Here is a 16,871-nt window from a genome sequence, read left to right on the forward strand (position 1 = left end):
CGACGGGAATGAATTCGGAACGCTCAATGCCAGGCTCACTTCAGCAAATTCAGGATCTCAAATCCCGCATCCAGCAGTCGATAATCGGTCAGGAGGATGTCGTTGACAGGTTGATCATAGGTTTGCTGGCCAACGGCAACCTTCTGGTGGAGGGATTACCGGGCCTTGCGAAAACACGCGCGATCAAGGCGCTGGCCAGGAACCTGGAAGCTGATTTCAGCCGAATCCAGTTCACGCCCGACCTTTTACCGTCGGATGTGACCGGGACGGAAGTCTATCACCAGTCCGGCGGGACAGGTACGTTCCGGTTCGAAAAGGGACCGATTTTCGCCAATATTGTCTTGGCGGATGAGATCAACAGGGCACCTGCGAAAGTACAGGCCGCCTTGCTTGAAGCCATGGAAGAGCGGCAGGTCACCGTATCCGGCACGACGCACGTGATGGACCCGCTTTTCATGGTGATGGCAACGCAAAATCCCGTTGAACAGGAAGGAACCTATCCTCTGCCCGAAGCACAGATGGACCGCTTCCTCATGCATGTCTTGATCACTTATCCCCCTGTGGCGGACGAAGTGAAGGTGGTGGAACTTGTCAGGGCGGAAGAGCAGGCTGCACTGGCGTCCGGCTCAGAAGAGCGCAAAGAGACTTCAGCCAACCCGCCGGTCCCCCAGTCCGCTGTTTTCGAAGCGCGGACTGATATCGCCGCCGTTCACGTTTCCGAAGCGCTGGTTCGATATATGGCCGATCTGGTTCAGGCCACCCGCACGCCTGCGCTCTACACAGACGAGCTCGGACGCTGGATCGAAATCGGCGCAAGTCCGCGCGCGTCAATTGCGCTTGATAAATGCGGCAGGACACATGCCTGGCTCGCCGGCCGCGATTACGTGGATCCACTCGATGTCCAGGCAATCGTTCACGATGTCCTGAGGCACAGGCTCACGCTCAGCTTCGAGGCGGAAGGAGACGGTGTGACCCCCGATGACATGATCGATGAAATCGTCAAGAATGTCGCCTTGACTTGACCAGGCACGCACTGGCCCGGAGACCTGAATGCGAGATCGTGCTGCAAGAACACGAACCGGCCTGTCGGTAAAGACGGCTGAACCGGATCGGCCCACCGATCCGCGTGTGCACGTGACGGTTTCTCAATTGCGGGCCCTGGAAAACAGCGTAAGGTCACTGCGGTTTCTTCCACGCCAACCTGTCTCGAGCGTCTTCAATGGACGTCATGCCTCGCGATTGCGAGGCCGCGGCCTGAATTTCGAAGAACTGCGCGGATATCTGCCGGGTGACGATCCCAGAACAATTGACTGGAAGGTCACCGCGCGCACCGGCGAACCCCACATTCGCGTCTTCAGCGAAGAGCGGGACCGTCCGGCTCTCCTGGTTGTCGACCAGCGCATGTCGATGTTCTTCGGTACGCGTCACGCCATGAAATCGGTAACGGCGGCAGAGGCCGCCGCGCTCGCTGCTTTCCGCATTCTCGATCAGGGTGACCGGGTCGGCGGCCTGATTTTTGGCGATGCTCTGGTAGCGGAGATCAAGCCGAAAGCGAGCCGCAGCGCGCGCGACCAGCTGATCGCCGCACTGGTGCGCGCCAATCAGATGCTGCACGCCGACGCCGCTTTTTCCGATAATCCGACCCCGCTCAATCTTCCTCTTTCAAAGGTCGCAAAGATTGCGCGGCGCGGATTTCTGATTGTCGTGATCTCCGATTTCGATGGGATTGACGCGAAGACCACCCGGCTCATTGGCGACCTGTCGCGCAACAACGACCTAGTCCTGTGTCCCGTGACAGATCCCGTTTCCGGGGACATCCCGCGAAATACAAAACTGGTGGTTTCGAACGGGGATCTTCAGGCCGAATTGGACACCGGCTCGGGCGACGTGCGCAAACGTCTGACAGAGTTTGCCTCCGGGCGCCTCAACGAGGTCTTGAGCTGGCAGAAACGGTTCGGCCTTCCCGTATTACCGCTCACCGCAGGCGAGGACACAGTTCCGCAAATTCAGCGCCTCACCGGCATCGGCCCGAGATCCAGCGGGCGCGGCCGATGAATGAAGACTGGAGCGGCCTCAATCTCTCCGAGCTGATCGATCTGCTGGAGCCCATGCCGCAACCGGCGCAAGTTTCGCTTGTTCCGCAAACAGCTGGTTGGATCTGGCTCGGTGCAGCCGTTTTGGCCGGTATCGCCATGCTTTGCTGGTGGCTCTATCGCCTGCGGAAAAGAAACGCTTATCGCCGGCAAGCGCTCACAGAACTTGAAGCATGCCAGAACGACCCCGGCGAACTGGCGCGGATCCTGCGGCGCACTGCCCTTGCTGCCTATCCCAGGGCCGAGATTGCCTCCTTGCACGGACGGGACTGGCTCGCATTTCTCGATCGAACCTATCCCGGCAATGCCTTTCTGGAAGGGGCCGGGAAGGACCTTGCCGACGCGCCTTACCGCCAAAGCGGATCTTTTAAACACCTGAAGCCCGTTGTTTCTGACTGGATCCGAAAACACAAAAGCGAGGCCGCATGATCGAATTCGGCCATCCTTTTGTCTTTCTGATGCTACCGCTGCCTCTGTTGATCTATTTTCTGCTTCCGGCACACAGGCAGCGCGTCGCTGCGTTCCGGTTTCCCTTTTTCAGAGAACTCGCACGATCCGCCGGTCGGGAACCGCATGCCGGGGCTATCGTTTTCAGCCGGACCAGACTGCAGAACGGGGCGGCGATCCTCGTCTGGGGGCTGCTTGTCTGCGCTCTCGCAAATCCCGAGCGCGTGGGCGAACCGATCACACAGGAAAAGGCCGCCCGTGACGTCATGCTGGCCATAGACATCTCCGGATCGATGGACCAGCGGGACTTTCCGGCAGCAGACGGGCAACGCGTGCAACGGCTGGACGCCGTCAAGCGCGTGGTGGGTGACTTTATCGACGCCCGCGATGGCGAACGCGTCGCGCTCATCGTCTTCGGCGCGAAGGCCTTCGTGCAGGCCCCCTTCACGGAAGACCTGGCAACCGTGCGCGCGCTGCTGGATCAGACGGAGGTAGGCATGGCCGGACCGCACACGGTCCTTGGAGATGCCATCGGACTTGCCATCAAGACCTTTCAAACCAGTGAGATTGAGGATCGCCTGCTGATCGTCTTGAGCGACGGTGCGGACACCGGCAGCCGCATGACGCCGATCAATGCCGCTGCCATCGCGGCACGCGAAGGCGTCGAGCTGATCACGATCGGTGTGGGCGACCCGAAGGGAACGGGGGAGCAGCGGTTGGACGAACGCACGCTCACCGACATCGCCACCACGGCTGGAGGCCGCTACTATTTTGCCGGGGACGAAACGGCCCTCGGTGACATCTATGACCGGATCGATGCCCAGACACCCAAAAAGATAGACGTCTCGGTTTACCGGCCCAAGAAACCTCTCGCGCATATCCTGATTGCGATTTCGGCAGCGATCGGTCTCGCCACACTGGGGCTTTTATACGCTTTCAAAACCCGGAGGCGTCTTGCATGAGCGCTGCAGAGCTTTATGAGGGATTGTCTGCGTTTCATTTCATCCGCCCGCTCTGGCTGTTGCTATTGCCTGTGACCGCATATCTTTGGTGGCGGATCCGGCGCGAGGCCACGCGCGGACCCGATCTTCCGGAAACAATCGCGCCGCATCTGGCCACTGCGCTCACGGTCGGAAAACGCGCGGATGCCCGGTTTTTGCCGATTGACGTGGTTGCAGTGTTTCTCGGTCTCCTGTTGATCGCGGCCGCAGGACCTGCCTGGTCACGACTTTCCAATCCTCTCGTCTCTGATACAGCGCCGCTGGTGGTGACGCTGAAGGTCAGCAAGTCCATGCTGAATTCCGACATCCCGCCGAGCCGGATGGAGCGGTCCAAACACAAGATTCTCGACCTCTTGAGCGAACGCGCCGGCGCAAAAACAGCACTTGTCGCCTATTCCGGCACAGCCCATCAGGTTGTCCCGCCAACCGAAGATCCCGAGGTCCTCAAGCCATTCCTTGAAGGGTTGGAACCGGATGTGATGCCGCGCGACGGCAATTCGGCGCGGGCTGCTCTCCTGCTCTCCCAGGGCATCATCGGAGCCCTTGAGAGCCCGGGGGCCATCGTCATTCTGGCCGATCAGATCACGGATGCGGACCCTCCGGCATTTCGAGACCATGCCGACAAGGGTGGCACGCCGGTCATTTTCTGGTTTTTCGGACGTGAAGACGACATGCGGCGCAAGATTGCTGCTCTACCAGGAACGACCGTCGTCGACGTGACGGCGGATGCAAGTGACGTTTCAACGGTTCTGCGTTTGATTGATACGGCCTATCGGGAGGGGCTTCGAGGCGATGAACGCCAGGAGTGGAAGGACCAGGGGTGGTTACTCGCCTGGCCGGCTGCTCTCCTGCTTTTGTTTTGGTTCAGACGGGGCTGGACCATGCAGTGGGCCGCGCTCGTATTTGTGGCAGGATTGACCGCGTTCGGGCCTGAGGCACGTGCGAACGGTTGGCGTGACTGGTTCTTGACACCAGACCAGCAGGGCCGTCTCGCCTTCGAAAACAAGGATTATCAGCGCGCGGCCAACCTGTTCGAAGATCCCATGTGGAAGGCTTATGCCCTGGACCGGATCGGCAGATACGAAGACTCTGCCGAAATTTATGCCTGGCAAAACAGCGCAGATGCGGCCATTGGCGAGGGCGTTGCTCTCATAAAATCAAGGTCTTACCGCGCAGCAATTGACGCATTTGCAAAGGCGGTTGAGCGTGATCCGGATAATGCCGCCGCACAGCACAATCTGAAGCTGGCGCAATACATCCTGAACTATATCGAAACCACCCGCGAGCAGTCAGATACCGGTGAAGACAGCGGCATCGGGGCCGACGATGTCGTCTACGACAACGAAGCCGGACGCGGGGCCGATAGCGAACAGTCCGCCGCTACAGCCGCGGAAACTGCGCCGGAAAGCGCAGAACAATGGATGCGGACGGTCGACACCCAGACGGGCGCCTTCCTGAAAACGCGGTTCGCTCTGGAAGCAGCGAGAGGCCCCCAATGATCCGTGTCTTTTGCCTGCTGCTTTTCGCCCTTCAGGCAGGTGCAGTTTTCGCGGCATCTTCAACGGCCCCGATCGTCAAGACGTCGTTGTCGGAGGAAACGGCGATCCCAGGCCAGGCGATTATCTTCAGGGTCAGTGTCCTGGTGCCGACCTGGATGTTGTCGCCTCCGGTCTTTCCGAGCTTTGAAGTCCCGAACGTTGCCGTCAGGTTGCCGTCCCGATCCGCCCAGCCCGTCAGCGAAACCGTGGACGGCGAGACCTGGTCCGGTGTCAGCCGTGCCTACAGGCTTTATCCGATGGTGCCCGGACGGTTTTCCATTCCAGCGGACGAGATCCAGGTGACCTATGCCGATCCACAAACCCGCGAGCCCATTGTCGTAAAGGTGCCGATTGACACGTTCGAAATTGTTGGCGAAGTCCCGGAGGCAGCGAAAACGCTCGATCCGTTCTTGGCTGCCAATTCGCTTTCGATAGACAGGAAGATAGAAGGCGACGCGGAGGCTCTGAACCCGGGCGACGCGCTGACGCTCACAACCACTATCAAGGTAGGCGGCGTGTCGCCGATGTTCGTCCCGCCGCTTCCACCGATCCCATCCGATCAGGGCTACTCCACCTACGCCAAGGAACCGGTGGTGACAGAAAAAGAAGATCGCGGCGTCCTGTCGGGAGAGCGTACCCAGTCCGTGACAGTGATTGCCGAGAACCAGGGGACCTACGACATCCCTGAACTCGCGTTGTCCTGGTTCAATCTTGAAACCGGCAAGATCGAAACGGCAACCGCCCCCGGATTGTCGCTCACGATCACAGGAGCTGCCGCGACACCGACGTCTGAAGAATCGCCACTTGACTGGAAGCCTTTTGCGTATTCGGGCCTGGCGTCGGCGCTCGTGATTTTTGCGCTCTACAGGCTTTCGAACCTGTTCTTGCCGCAGCTGCGTCGCGCACTCCGGCAGCATCGCGCGAGATACCAGGCTTCTGAAACCTATGCTTACAAACTGCTGATGAAGGAGATTTCCCAGCGAAATCTCGCTGGAGTTGAGCATGCCGGTCTTCGCTGGAAAAGTCTTGCAGGCGCCCAAGATCCGACGATCAACTGGAAACCGTTCGAGGACGCTCTTCTCACCGTTCGGGCGCCAGCTTACATTTCAGTACCACCAGGTGGCAAATCAGGCGATTTTGGCAACTGGCAGTCTCTTGAAGAAGCGGTGCGCGACACTAGGGTCAACACAAAGAAAAACCGGAAGAGCGCGTCGAGACAACCTCTCCGGCCGCTCAATCCCGGCGCTTGATCCCGAAACAGTGTTGATGCGCCCGAGCTGTCATTGACGGTTCGATGCGTCCTCAAACGTTTCGTTCTGCCTCCAGTCCAGGTCCAGATAATAGCTGCTCGCGGTCACCAGCAGGACAGCAAGTGCAAAGCAGCCGGCTGCGAGCAATACGATGCCTCTTTCAAACGTCTTCCGATCCATTCAGCCCCCTCTAACCAAACGAGATACCAGGACTGAAGCACTCCCCCTTGAAACTTACTTAACGGAAAGCGTTAACTTGACATTTTGCGACACTGCGCCCGGGCAATGCCAAGAGAAAGTTCTGCAAGCGGCGCTACGACCACCCCTCGCGCGTCTTTTTGCAGTGTGAATTGCCGCAAAGTATTCAGGCTAGACAACAGAAACGAAAAAAGCCCCGGAAAACCGGAGCTCTTTCGAAGATAACAGACTATGTCGAACTATCTGAAATCGGAATTTGGTGCCAGGAGAGGCATGTGATTTTCACTGTAACCTATTATTTAATTTTGTGTTTTTCTATTTCATTATTCAAAAGACCAACAAAAAGACCAACAAATGCTTCTTTTGGAAACAAGGTAAGCTTCAAACGGGATTTCCGAAATGCGCTCTAATGTTTGTTTCTAGGTGCCGACTTTGAAACAGAACCCTTTCGGTAAGCGATACAATAATGAGTGTTTCAACTCGCCTGTCCATCCAAGCTCCGTTCTGATTTTGTTTTTGAGTTGTTTTCGCTCTGGTGATTTCAACATTGGATGAAGCATAATCTGGTCGAGAACCTGATGGGGATCAAAATCGTAGAAATGCAAATCCTCATAATCTTTGGTGGAGTTAGGACAAAGGTATATCAGCCGCACTTCTTGCTCATGCCGAAATGCGTTTCTCTTAATTAGCAAAGTTTCAGCTATTTTTCGACCGTCAGTTCCCAGGCCATCAGCAAAGTGGGTATCCGCAAAATCCTTAAGGTCATTGTCCCGTTTGTATTGAACTTTGCCAATGAAACAGGACACGCGACTAAATTGAGGTTCCGTTTTGGCCAGGTTGTCTAAAAGCTTGCCAACTGTCGTCCTAATTCGGATACCGTCGGTGTCTCTCGAATAAATTCTCCACATAGCATCTGAGAAATTTTGCAAGGTCCAACACTGCGCATAAACGTCATCCTTGAACCCGAATTGCACATATTCCCCTTGAATTTCGGCTGGCGAATTAAGGGCTAGATTTTCAAACGTATCGTCCCACTTTTTGGGCCTAACCAATGCGTCCTTGTTTTTTTCGAACAACTCGAAAAAGCGCTTCAACGGTATCGTTCTATATATTTGTGTTTCTCGATTGATGCCGTCTGTAAGTATCGTGCCAGCCAACTTGCCCCCCTTTTGATCTGCCCCTTACAATGTTTGTTAAGCCAATCAAAATGATCTTTGTCAGCCATCACTCAATTTCCAGCTTCGGTAGATTTTCCACGATCTTCATCGTCTCAAGGCTGACGGTGATAACTCTCTGGAACAGCTCAAGCGGGTATTTCGGGTCGCCGATGGTCTCGTTGGCATAATCGTTGGCGTCGTTGATGATGCCGCTGGCCTTGTCCGGCTTCACAAGTTGCCGCTCCATCACCCATTCAAGCGCGGGCTTGCCGTTGACCACATAGTCATAGGCTTCCAGCGGGATATTCTGCATGATGATATGGTCGTTGTAGATGACCGTGCTCTTGTCCTTTTCCTTGCCGTTGCCGCCGAACTTCATCTTCTTGACGCGATAGAATTTCTTCGGGTTCGCCTCGGCTTCCGGAATAAGCCTGTGATCTCCCTCCCGGTAGGTGACCATAAAGGGTTTCACTGTCTCGAAATTGACGTGAAGGTCTCCCAAGGCACGGCCAGCATCACGGAAGGCAGCAAAATCGGCGGACCTCTTCACGGCTGGAATGCGAGGCAACTGCTTGGCCAGGTTGTTCCTAAACCGCTCACGGTAGTCGGGCGAATGCAACAGTCCGTAGATATAGTAGAACAGGTCTTCCTTGCTGATCTTTTCCCCCGGATAAGCTGCTTGGAAATGCGCAAGCCCCCCATCCGTGATGGCATCGCGGCGGGCGAAACCGCTAATCTGGTCGTTTGAGGTTGCGAAGAGGCCGTCACTTGGTTTGACTTCATCGTAGAGATACAAGGGAAATCCTTGCCCTTTTTCAATCAAGTCATAGCATGGCACTGAATTCGACATGAGCAAATTAAACTCACCTCGAACCCCAGTTCCAGACATCTGAATGATCCGATTTTCAATACCTGGAGTAGGAAATATCTGATGAATCTGATAAACGCAGTTGTTGTAATATCGATCAAAATACATCCATCTATTATCGAATGGTCGATAAAGACCTAAACGAACCGATTCTTGCCTATAGGGGACCTTTTTCCCGCGCCCTACATCGTTGCGCTGCACTCGATCCCAACTCATTAGCTTTGGATTTGCATTGATGAAATCCTCTACTTTTTGAGACTTATCGGACGCCTGAAAACGATCAACTTCTGCGTTATAGAAATCAATCGTGCGTCGCATATTTTGTTCCATCTTATGCTTTGAGGCATTGTAGCACCACGCATCGCGATTGGTTTTCACGCCGCTCGAATAGTTTGCGAAAATTCCCTCTTCATTGCTCTTCTTAGCACCAACAACCAAAAACTGATCGAAGCTACGGTCTACTTGGTCCAGCCAATCATTATTTTCATCCGGTGTAATACTGGTCCAACCATGGTTTTCCGATATGCCGTCGACTGATTTTAGGTCACGGATGATCGCGAGCTTCTCCTGTTGATCCAGATAATCGCCAATATCTCGAAAATGGATGCGTCCCTGTTCCACGGCATCGGGGTTCTTAACTAGGACGGAGATCACGACCGGCGTACGAGTACCTTCCCCGAACACGTTGCCTTTCTCTTGCCGACGCAGTTCACCCTTGGTTCTTGCATTCCCGCGAAGATGGAAGATGTAGAGATCGCTAAACTCGTCGCACAGGCACTTGCGCATTCCATCAGCGGCGTTGCCGTCTATCCAGCCCGCATTCGAAACATAAGCCATAACACCCGCATCCCCGATTCTTTCGCTCGCCCAGCGGAAAGCACGGATGTAGCTGTCGTAGAGCGAATTCTTCAGGGTCGCCTTCGAATGAACGGCATATGTGTCACGGATTCTTGCATCCAGTTGAGGATATGAGATGTTAGCGGCATTGTCGTTGGCGCTGTCCTGCCCACTCGAATAGGGCGGATTGCCAATAATAACGCGAATATCCAGCGCCTTTTGCTTAGTGCGTCGCTCCGAATTGTCCGGCAGGAGATTGGCGATCATATCGCAATCCTGCTCATACATCTGGAATGTATCGGTCAGCAGGATTCCCTCGAACGGATCATAGGGGGCGTTGGTGCTGAGACTGCCATAGGCCAGCTCGTGATAGACGGTCTCGACGTTGATGGCGGCGATATAATAGGCTAGCAGCACGATCTCGTTGGCATGGATCTCGTGCTTGTATTTGTGCTCCAGCTCGTCTTGGGCAATCAGCCCTGATTGCAACAATCGAGTAATGAAGGTGCCGGTTCCTGTGAACGGATCGAGGATATGCACCCCTTTAGAGCCAAGCGTCTGACCAAACTGGGCCTTCAGCACGTCATTGACAGAATGGATGATGAAATCCACCACCTCGACCGGCGTATAGACGATGCCGAGCCGCTTGGTCAGCGCGGGGAAGGCAGTGCGGAAGAACTTGTCATAGAGCTCGGTGATCAGGGTCTGACGGCCATGAGCGGTTTTCACGTCAGCTGCGCGGCGCTCCACGCTGGCATAGAATCTTGTAAGGCTGTCTGATTCCTTCTCCAGATTATGCTCATGCAATTGCTGAAGCACGATCTCCATGGCACGGGAGACTGGGTTTTCCTTGGTGAAGCGACTGCCCTTGAACAGAGCATCGAAGACCGGACGGGTGATGAGGTGCTGGGCCAGCATCTCAATGGCCTCAGCCTCGGAGATTTCCGGGTTCAGGTCGTCCCGCAACTCTTCCAGAAATGCAGCAAAGGCCGTGCGCTCGGAGCCCTCATTGGCAACTATGGTGGTGATGCGGGTGATATGGGTCTGGGCGATCTTGGCGATATCCTTGGCCCAGGTATCCCAGTATTCGCGGGTGCCGCATTTCTCAACAATCTTCGCCATGATGGCTCGGGTGAACTCGTCAAACACGAATTCGCCCTGGACAACTTCTTCGCTACCTCTCTGCTCGGGAGCGTCACTGCCAATTGCCGCGCCCTTGCTTTCCGCCTTTGTCTTAGACGTTGCGAAATCGTCCACAACCGCAGTCAGATCTTTCAGTTCAGTCTCGGATGAAATGCGGACCAGCTCCACCTTGTCGCTGATATCCTCACCGATCTTGGCCTGATTGATCCGCGCATCAAGGCGTTCGTCATGAGCCCGCAGGGCATTGAGGATCTGCCAGACGACGGCATACCGTTCATTGTCGTTGAGCGCATCTTCCGGCTTGGTGTTGGGCGGAATCGCGACAGGCAGGATCACATAACCGAGCTTCTTGTCCTTGGCACGACGCATCACGCGCCCAACAGACTGAACAACGTCGATCTGGCTCTTGCGCGGGTGCATGAACATGATCGCATCGAGCGCGGGCACGTCCACCCCTTCAGACAGCACCTTGGCATTGGTCAGGATGCGGCAGGAGTCCTCCCCCGCATCGGCCTTCAGCCAGTTCAGCATTTCCTCGCGTGCATTGGCGTTGAAGCTACCGTCGATGTGGCGCACCTCGGTCGACAGCGGGCGCTCATCACCAATCTGATCGTTGCCCGTATATTCCTCGATAACTTCAGCGAACTCGTCCTCGATGATCTCTGACTTCGCGATGCTCTGGCAGAAAGCAAGCGCCCGCCGCATGGGTCTCGGATCAAACTCCAGATCGGCGGAAAGATCGGCCTTCGTCAGGGCCTTGTAGCAGCCGACAATCTTTGTCGCGTCATCGAGGGTCAACTCCGCGCCCTTCTTGAGGCGACTCTGGATGGTAGTCGAAATCAAGCCCTCATCGACAGCAAGCACCACTACCTTGTAATCGGTCAGCAGCTCATTCTCGACGGCCCATCCGAACCCACGATGAAACAGGTCCTTGCCGAACTTGGTTTCATCATCCATCGACGCCAGATTGGCATCGTGATCATCGGCCTTGCGCTTCGCTGCGTCCCCGAAGATGCGCGGCGTGGCCGTCATATAAAGACGCTTCCGTGCTGCCACATAGTCATTGTTATGAATGCGGACGAAAGTGCTGTCGTCCTCGTCCTTCAGGGTGACGCCCGTGGTGCGGTGTGCTTCGTCACAGATGATCAGGTCGAACTGCGGCAAGCCGTGATCTTTTTGGGCACGGGTCAGGACGGAAATGGAATGGTAGGTGGAGAAGACCACTGTCATGCGGTCGGATCTGGCGGTAGACACCTGCCTCGCAAGCCGTTCCGGATCTGTGGTCGCCGGGAACGCGAGATCATGCACATTCAAGTCCAGGCTATCCGCATCGGCGTTGCGCCCGACCTTTGTATCCGAACACGCAGAGAAGGCCGTGAACTCTTCCTGGCAGTCGTTTTTCCATTCCCGCACGGTTTGCGACATGAGGGCCAGCGATGGGACCATGAAAAGGACTAGCTTGCCCTTGCCAGCCAGTTCTTCGGCAATCCGGAGGCCGGTGAAGGTCTTTCCCGTTCCGCAAGCCATGATGAGCTTGCCACGATCCGCCTCTCCCAGCCCCTCCTTCACTGCTGCAAGAGCATCGCGCTGGTGATCCCTCAGCTCCTTCTTTGGCGCGAGACTGACAGTGCCGGTGCGCAGAAACTGCCGCCAATCAATTCCGCTGGCTTCCAGCTCGTTGATCCCGATCCGGTTCCAGTCCTTCGACAGCTTGTCCAACGTCTGCATGGCATTTCTGCCGAAATCGCGCCGCGTCGTATCTGCGATGACCAGCCGCACGAAGTGGTCATTCGAGGCCGCCGAAATGAAGCTGTCGAGGTCTGTCTTCTGGATGCTGTAGTCAGGCGCATAAAACTTGCATTGGATGGCCGCATAGCCCGTGCCGTCCGCTAGGGTGCCTACAAGGTCAATGCCCGTATCGTTGCCCTTCCAGCCGTGCGCCTTTGCCCACTCGCCGAACGGCACCACAGCAGAATAGAACTGTTTCTGGATGCTGTCGTTTTCAAGGAACACCTTGATCAGGCGCTCGAAATAATCGCCCTTCTCACGCTCGTTTCCAGAGGCTTCACGGTACGAATTCAGGAGATCACTTAACTGCATTTTTTCCAGCGGCAATATCTTGGATGAATCTTCGAACGTTATTCGTACCTACTACACTGACAAAAAGCTACCAGTGAGTGTATTCACGGGAAGTTGCTCCCCATACAGGCCAAGCCATTGGCTTCAACGCTAAACGCGATGGAAGGCTATCCGGCATTTTTAGCTAAGTGTTTCAAAACCCGCTGGATAGTCCTTGCATCCGGGGCGCCTCCACTTCCTGATAGTCCTAAGTCCTTTGAGCCCAAATTCTCTAATATCTCGGCCTGCCTGTGACTGGAAACGGCGCCGTAGCTTGTGAAGGTGGTCAAGACGTGTTCATGACCAAGGTTCTGACTCCAGGCTTTGAAGTCTTCTGGCGAACGGCACACTTTTTCACCGATCTGGGCCAGTGTATTTCGGAAACTGTGCGGATTGAAATAAGGAAGCCCAGTGCCTTCGAACGCCTGCCGGAAGATTTTGCGGATCGCACCAGCATTCGACCAGTGTTCGCGCGTCAGGCCCAGCGCGGTAAAGCCGCCATGATCTGCAACGCCAACCTTGGTTGATGGAAAAAGCGCATCTTCCTGGCCATAGAGGCGTTCGATTGCCAGAAAGTCAATCCAATCGCACACAATCTGCTCAATGTCTTCACCTACCGGGAAAAACCATGTGGTTATGGTCTTGCGGTTCTTGGTGCGCACCTCGCGCGCATCCTGAAACACCGTCCGGTTTTGCAGGCTGACGTGTTTCAGCTTGAGCGACGCCAGCGCATCATCGCGGACGCCGGTCAGGAACGTAAAGGCGATCAAGGCCCTGTTTCGCCTTTCGATATCGGTCCCGGCCTTCATCGAATTCAAAATATGTCGGATTTGCTCAGCGCTGGGCACGGGTTTCTCGCGCTTGGCTGTGGCGATCCGCGTGTCATTGGCCGATATGTTGAAATAGTCGGAATCTGAATAGCTGATCCTGGACTTGTAGCCCTGTTGCCCGGCCAGCCAGTGAAAGAACGCTTTCACATGATTAAGACGCGAACGCATTGTGGCCTTTGCTAACGGCTTGCCGGTTTCGGCATTGATATAGCCTGCCATGTCCCGTTTGAACTTGCGCGCCTGTTCGATATGGAAGGCTGCAAAATCCTTGTATCCAGTAGACTTTTCAAAGAGCGCTATGGCTGCCGCAACCTGGTCTGTAGTTTTGCCTGACATACGCTTAGCCTCTTCCAGATAGGCTAGGTACTGGCGCTTGATGCGTTCGTTTTTCGGGTGGTGCTTACGCATAGGTTTGAAGCTCCTTTCGCAAGTGATCATTCGTGCAGGGAGAATTGCCATCAGTTAGGCGTGTTTCCGCCTGCACATCCGTCACCGCCAAAATCGCCTTCAGAGCGTTCAATCCGTCCATTGACACCCGCTTGTGCATCACTGTGGCGCAATGCTCGCACAAAGCCCTGAGATTGCCGCCTGTGGCCGTGAGGGGATGGAATTCGACTTCGTCGAAGGCCGGACGCCGTGGCGCCTTGCAGGACAAGCAGAAGCATTCATCGATCCGGCATGTCTGCTTCGGCTTGCGCCGTTCATCGAGAAAGGCCTTCAAGTCCTGTCCGAGGATCAAGACTGGTCGCTGGTCCTTGAGGCAGGGAAGCCCCTCTTTCAGCCAGCGCCTGACTGTGCCCTTGGCGACGCCCAGCGCGCGGGCGGCTTCTGCAACGTCGTAGCTTCGATGGCTCTTGATCCGGCGCCCGTTCGGACGCTTGCCAGCCACCCTAAGCCGCTCCGGTTTCCAGAAGGTCGCGGATATCTTCCACGCGCCAAACGGTAATGCGCTCGCCAAGCTTCACCGGTCTGGGGAAACGCCCATCTTTCACACCTGCCCACCATGTGGACTTGCTGACGGGAATAGGGCCGTTGGGCGCTATGATAGATTTCAGTCGAACAAATCCAGTGGATGGAAGGCCGTCGGAAGGTGACAGTGATGTGTTCATGGTCGCGTTACCTGGTCTTTACCGGACAACCCCGGCTGGTAACGGAACAAATATTTTGCGCATGCGCGATTCGGGATGTCGAAACCTAGTGGACTGAACCCGAAGTTACATCATCCTTAACTTGCCTCCGAGAGTTTACCGCCCGGACAGTAGCCTCCCAGGCAACATCAGGCATGTTATCTCCGCCGCATGCCCATGCCGCTTCAAGAAACTCCATAAAAATTGTATTCGGCCCGGATGGGGCATCTTCACCTGTCAGAAGAAACCAGAGGTGAGACATACGAAACACAAACTCGTGTCGCCACTCCGATTTCGGCTTACCGCCCTGTGGAGGAGATATTGCATCGTAGCGCTCTCCCGCCCACCTTTCAAAATGCTCCAGATAAGAATCTAAATTTCCAAGACAATCGAAAAATTCATAAGTAAACCTCATGCGAAAACCAAACTCTTCTTTTGATAAATTACGCATTATGGAATAGAAATAAACAAATGATTGAATTTCGATATTTGAAAATTCTGCAAGAGCGCGGCGTAGTTCATCGCAATTTTCCAGGAACCTCTGCGATTCCTCAATTTCCATTTCTCTACGTTCTGGTGTAAGAGTGGCCACAGCTGAGAAAGCCATTTCAATATGGTTTCTGGCCAAGCCATACGGGCCGAAAACTCGCCAAATCAACAATGCGTATCGACTATTTTCTGTTTTAGGTCGTAATTTTGGTGGTCTATTACGAGAAGCGATTTTCTTGATTACCTCATCAATAGGCAGCCACCATTTTGAACCGTATTCCGGAACACATTCTTTTGGAAAATCACGCTTTTTTTCTATCAATTGAAAATGGGCTTCATACAGAAGCTTCTCATGTTCTGAAGTCAATTCTCCTTTCAGAAACTTTCGTCTCTTGCGCAAATTTCACCTCAATTACAGACCCTGCTGGAAAACTCACTTTAGCAGTTGTTCGATTTCGCCAGTCCACCACTCTGCCATTTTCTCGCGTTCTTCCCAATAGGCTGCCCGATGATAGGCCCGCCGCACCTCGTCCGCTCCGACATGGCCTAGCTCGGCCTCGATCGCATCCGGATTCCAATTGCCGCTTTCGTTGAGCAACGTCGAGGCGGTTGCTCGGAAGCCGTGAGAGGTCATTTCCTCCTTGGTGAAGCCCATGCGGCGCAAGGCGGCGTTCAAGGTGTTTTCACTTATGGGTCGTTTTGGCGAAGAAATAGACGGAAAAGAAAATTTACCGGCTCCGGTCAGCTTGTGCAGATCCTTTAAAATTTCTAATGCACTTTCCGGCAAAGGCTTCCTGTGCTCCCTCCGCATCTTCGTGCGTTGCTCTGGGACGGTCCAAACACCTTTAGCAAAATCAAATTCATCCCATTCGGCTTGCCGCAATTCACCGGGCCTCGGGTAAAGCAAAGTCATCAACTTCAATGCGGAACGGGTTTCATAGGAGCCTTCATATTCCCAAATGCAGCGAACCAGCCCGCCAAGGCGCTGCCAGTCGGTTATCGCCGCACGATGGACCACCTGCGGCGTTGTCAATGCTCCCCTGAGACCGAATGTCGGATCATTGTCAGCGCGGGCCGTTGCGATGGCATATCGAAAGACCTGGCCAATTGTCGCCCGTAGGCGACGCGCCGTTTCGTAATTGCCTTGAGCTTCCACCTTGCGCAACGTCGACAGAATTTCAGGAGCAGAGATGTCCTTTATCGGCCTTAGCCCTAATTCCGACCGCGCAAGATCGAGCAGCCAGCGCTTCTTTTTCAATGTTGTCTCGGCAAGGCCTTCTCGCGTTGCCTTGGCTAACATCTCATCTGCGATAACATCGAATATGTTGCCGCTGGTAAGCGCTGCCATCGCCTTTTCCGCCTTGGCCTGCTGAGACGGATCGGCGCCATTTGCCAAAAGCGCCTTGGCGGCGTCTCGTTTTTGCCGCGCCTCAGCGAGGCCAACGTGAGGGTACTTGCCCAGCGCCAACGTTTTCTGCTTTCCGCCAAACCTGTATGCCAACCGCCACAAGCGAGAACCGGTTGGCTTCAGGAGGAGGTGCAAGCCCGCGCCATCGCTCACCTTTTTCTCTTTGTCGGGCGTTTTCAAGCGTCGAATTTGGGTATCGGTCAGCGGCATTGTTGGTCTCCCGATTCCGAAAGGACCAACGCGAAAAGCTTCTCGTTGGTCTTCACTGCAGAATCATACCAACAATTGAGCCGGATACCAACACACCTCACTGGACAACACCGGACAGCAGAAACGAAAAAAACTCCGGAAACCGGAGCTTTTTCGT

14 protein-coding genes are annotated in these 16,871 nt (G+C 54.9%); 6 read left to right on the forward strand and 8 right to left on the reverse strand.

The window, feature by feature from the left end; all coding sequences use genetic code 11:
* Positions 1–26 precede the first annotated feature (26 nt).
* From Q0915_RS16545 to Q0915_RS16570, 6 genes are read left to right on the forward strand one after another with little or no spacing between them, the layout of a single operon-like run.
* Entirely contained in the window at positions 27–1,022 is a 996-nt protein-coding gene (locus tag Q0915_RS16545; protein ID WP_299475753.1) for a MoxR family ATPase, read from the forward strand.
* 28 nt (positions 1,023–1,050) lie between these two features.
* Positions 1,051–2,055, forward strand: a complete 1,005-nt coding sequence (locus tag Q0915_RS16550; protein ID WP_299475755.1) for a DUF58 domain-containing protein — start codon at positions 1,051–1,053, stop codon at positions 2,053–2,055.
* On the forward strand, positions 2,052–2,522 hold the full coding sequence (locus Q0915_RS16555) for a DUF4381 domain-containing protein (RefSeq protein ID WP_299475758.1): 471 nt from the start codon (positions 2,052–2,054) through the stop codon (positions 2,520–2,522). The genes Q0915_RS16550 and Q0915_RS16555 overlap by 4 nt, the downstream gene beginning before the upstream one ends.
* Positions 2,519–3,502, forward strand: a complete 984-nt coding sequence (locus Q0915_RS16560; protein ID WP_299475761.1) for a VWA domain-containing protein — start codon at positions 2,519–2,521, stop codon at positions 3,500–3,502. Before Q0915_RS16555 ends, Q0915_RS16560 begins: the two co-directional genes overlap by 4 nt.
* Positions 3,499–5,040, forward strand: a complete 1,542-nt coding sequence (locus tag Q0915_RS16565) for a VWA domain-containing protein (RefSeq protein ID WP_299475764.1) — start codon at positions 3,499–3,501, stop codon at positions 5,038–5,040. Before Q0915_RS16560 ends, Q0915_RS16565 begins: the two co-directional genes overlap by 4 nt.
* The gene (locus Q0915_RS16570; RefSeq protein WP_299475767.1) at positions 5,037–6,329 is read left to right on the forward strand and encodes a hypothetical protein; all 1,293 of its coding nucleotides are present in this window, start codon (positions 5,037–5,039) and stop codon (positions 6,327–6,329) included. The genes Q0915_RS16565 and Q0915_RS16570 overlap by 4 nt, the downstream gene beginning before the upstream one ends.
* 30 nt (positions 6,330–6,359) lie before the next feature.
* On the opposite strand, the gene Q0915_RS16575 is transcribed toward Q0915_RS16570, so the two are convergent.
* The 8 genes from Q0915_RS16575 to Q0915_RS16610 form a co-directional block, all read right to left on the reverse strand.
* Positions 6,360–6,509 carry a hypothetical protein gene (locus tag Q0915_RS16575; RefSeq protein WP_299475769.1) on the reverse strand — a complete coding sequence of 50 codons (150 nt, stop codon included), beginning with the start codon at positions 6,507–6,509 and terminating at the stop codon, positions 6,360–6,362.
* Positions 6,510–6,946: 437 nt separating this feature from the next.
* Positions 6,947–7,684, reverse strand: a complete 738-nt coding sequence (locus Q0915_RS16580) for a DUF2971 domain-containing protein (RefSeq protein ID WP_299475772.1) — start codon at positions 7,682–7,684, stop codon at positions 6,947–6,949.
* A 67-nt stretch (positions 7,685–7,751) separates the two neighbouring features.
* A complete protein-coding gene (locus Q0915_RS16585; RefSeq protein WP_299477051.1) occupies positions 7,752–12,632 on the reverse strand; it encodes a type ISP restriction/modification enzyme in 4,881 nt (1,626 codons plus the stop codon).
* A gap of 146 nt (positions 12,633–12,778) precedes the next feature.
* Positions 12,779–13,888, reverse strand: a complete 1,110-nt coding sequence (locus Q0915_RS16590) for a tyrosine-type recombinase/integrase (RefSeq protein WP_299475774.1) — start codon at positions 13,886–13,888, stop codon at positions 12,779–12,781.
* Positions 13,881–14,369 carry a helix-turn-helix domain-containing protein gene (locus tag Q0915_RS16595; protein WP_299475777.1) on the reverse strand — a complete coding sequence of 163 codons (489 nt, stop codon included), beginning with the start codon at positions 14,367–14,369 and terminating at the stop codon, positions 13,881–13,883. Before Q0915_RS16595 ends, Q0915_RS16590 begins: the two co-directional genes overlap by 8 nt.
* A gap of 1 nt (position 14,370) precedes the next feature.
* Positions 14,371–14,589: an AlpA family phage regulatory protein gene (locus tag Q0915_RS16600; RefSeq protein WP_299475780.1), complete on the reverse strand. Its 219-nt coding sequence runs from the start codon at positions 14,587–14,589 to the stop codon at positions 14,371–14,373.
* Positions 14,590–14,674: 85 nt separating this feature from the next.
* Entirely contained in the window at positions 14,675–15,496 is an 822-nt protein-coding gene (locus Q0915_RS16605; RefSeq protein ID WP_299475783.1) for a hypothetical protein, read from the reverse strand.
* A 33-nt stretch (positions 15,497–15,529) separates the two neighbouring features.
* Entirely contained in the window at positions 15,530–16,714 is a 1,185-nt protein-coding gene (locus tag Q0915_RS16610; protein WP_299475786.1) for an integrase arm-type DNA-binding domain-containing protein, read from the reverse strand.
* Positions 16,715–16,871 lie beyond the last annotated feature (157 nt).

Origin of the sequence: uncultured Roseibium sp. (assembly GCF_947494555.1) — a bacterium.
Classification (GTDB): Bacteria; Pseudomonadota; Alphaproteobacteria; order Rhizobiales; family Stappiaceae; genus Roseibium.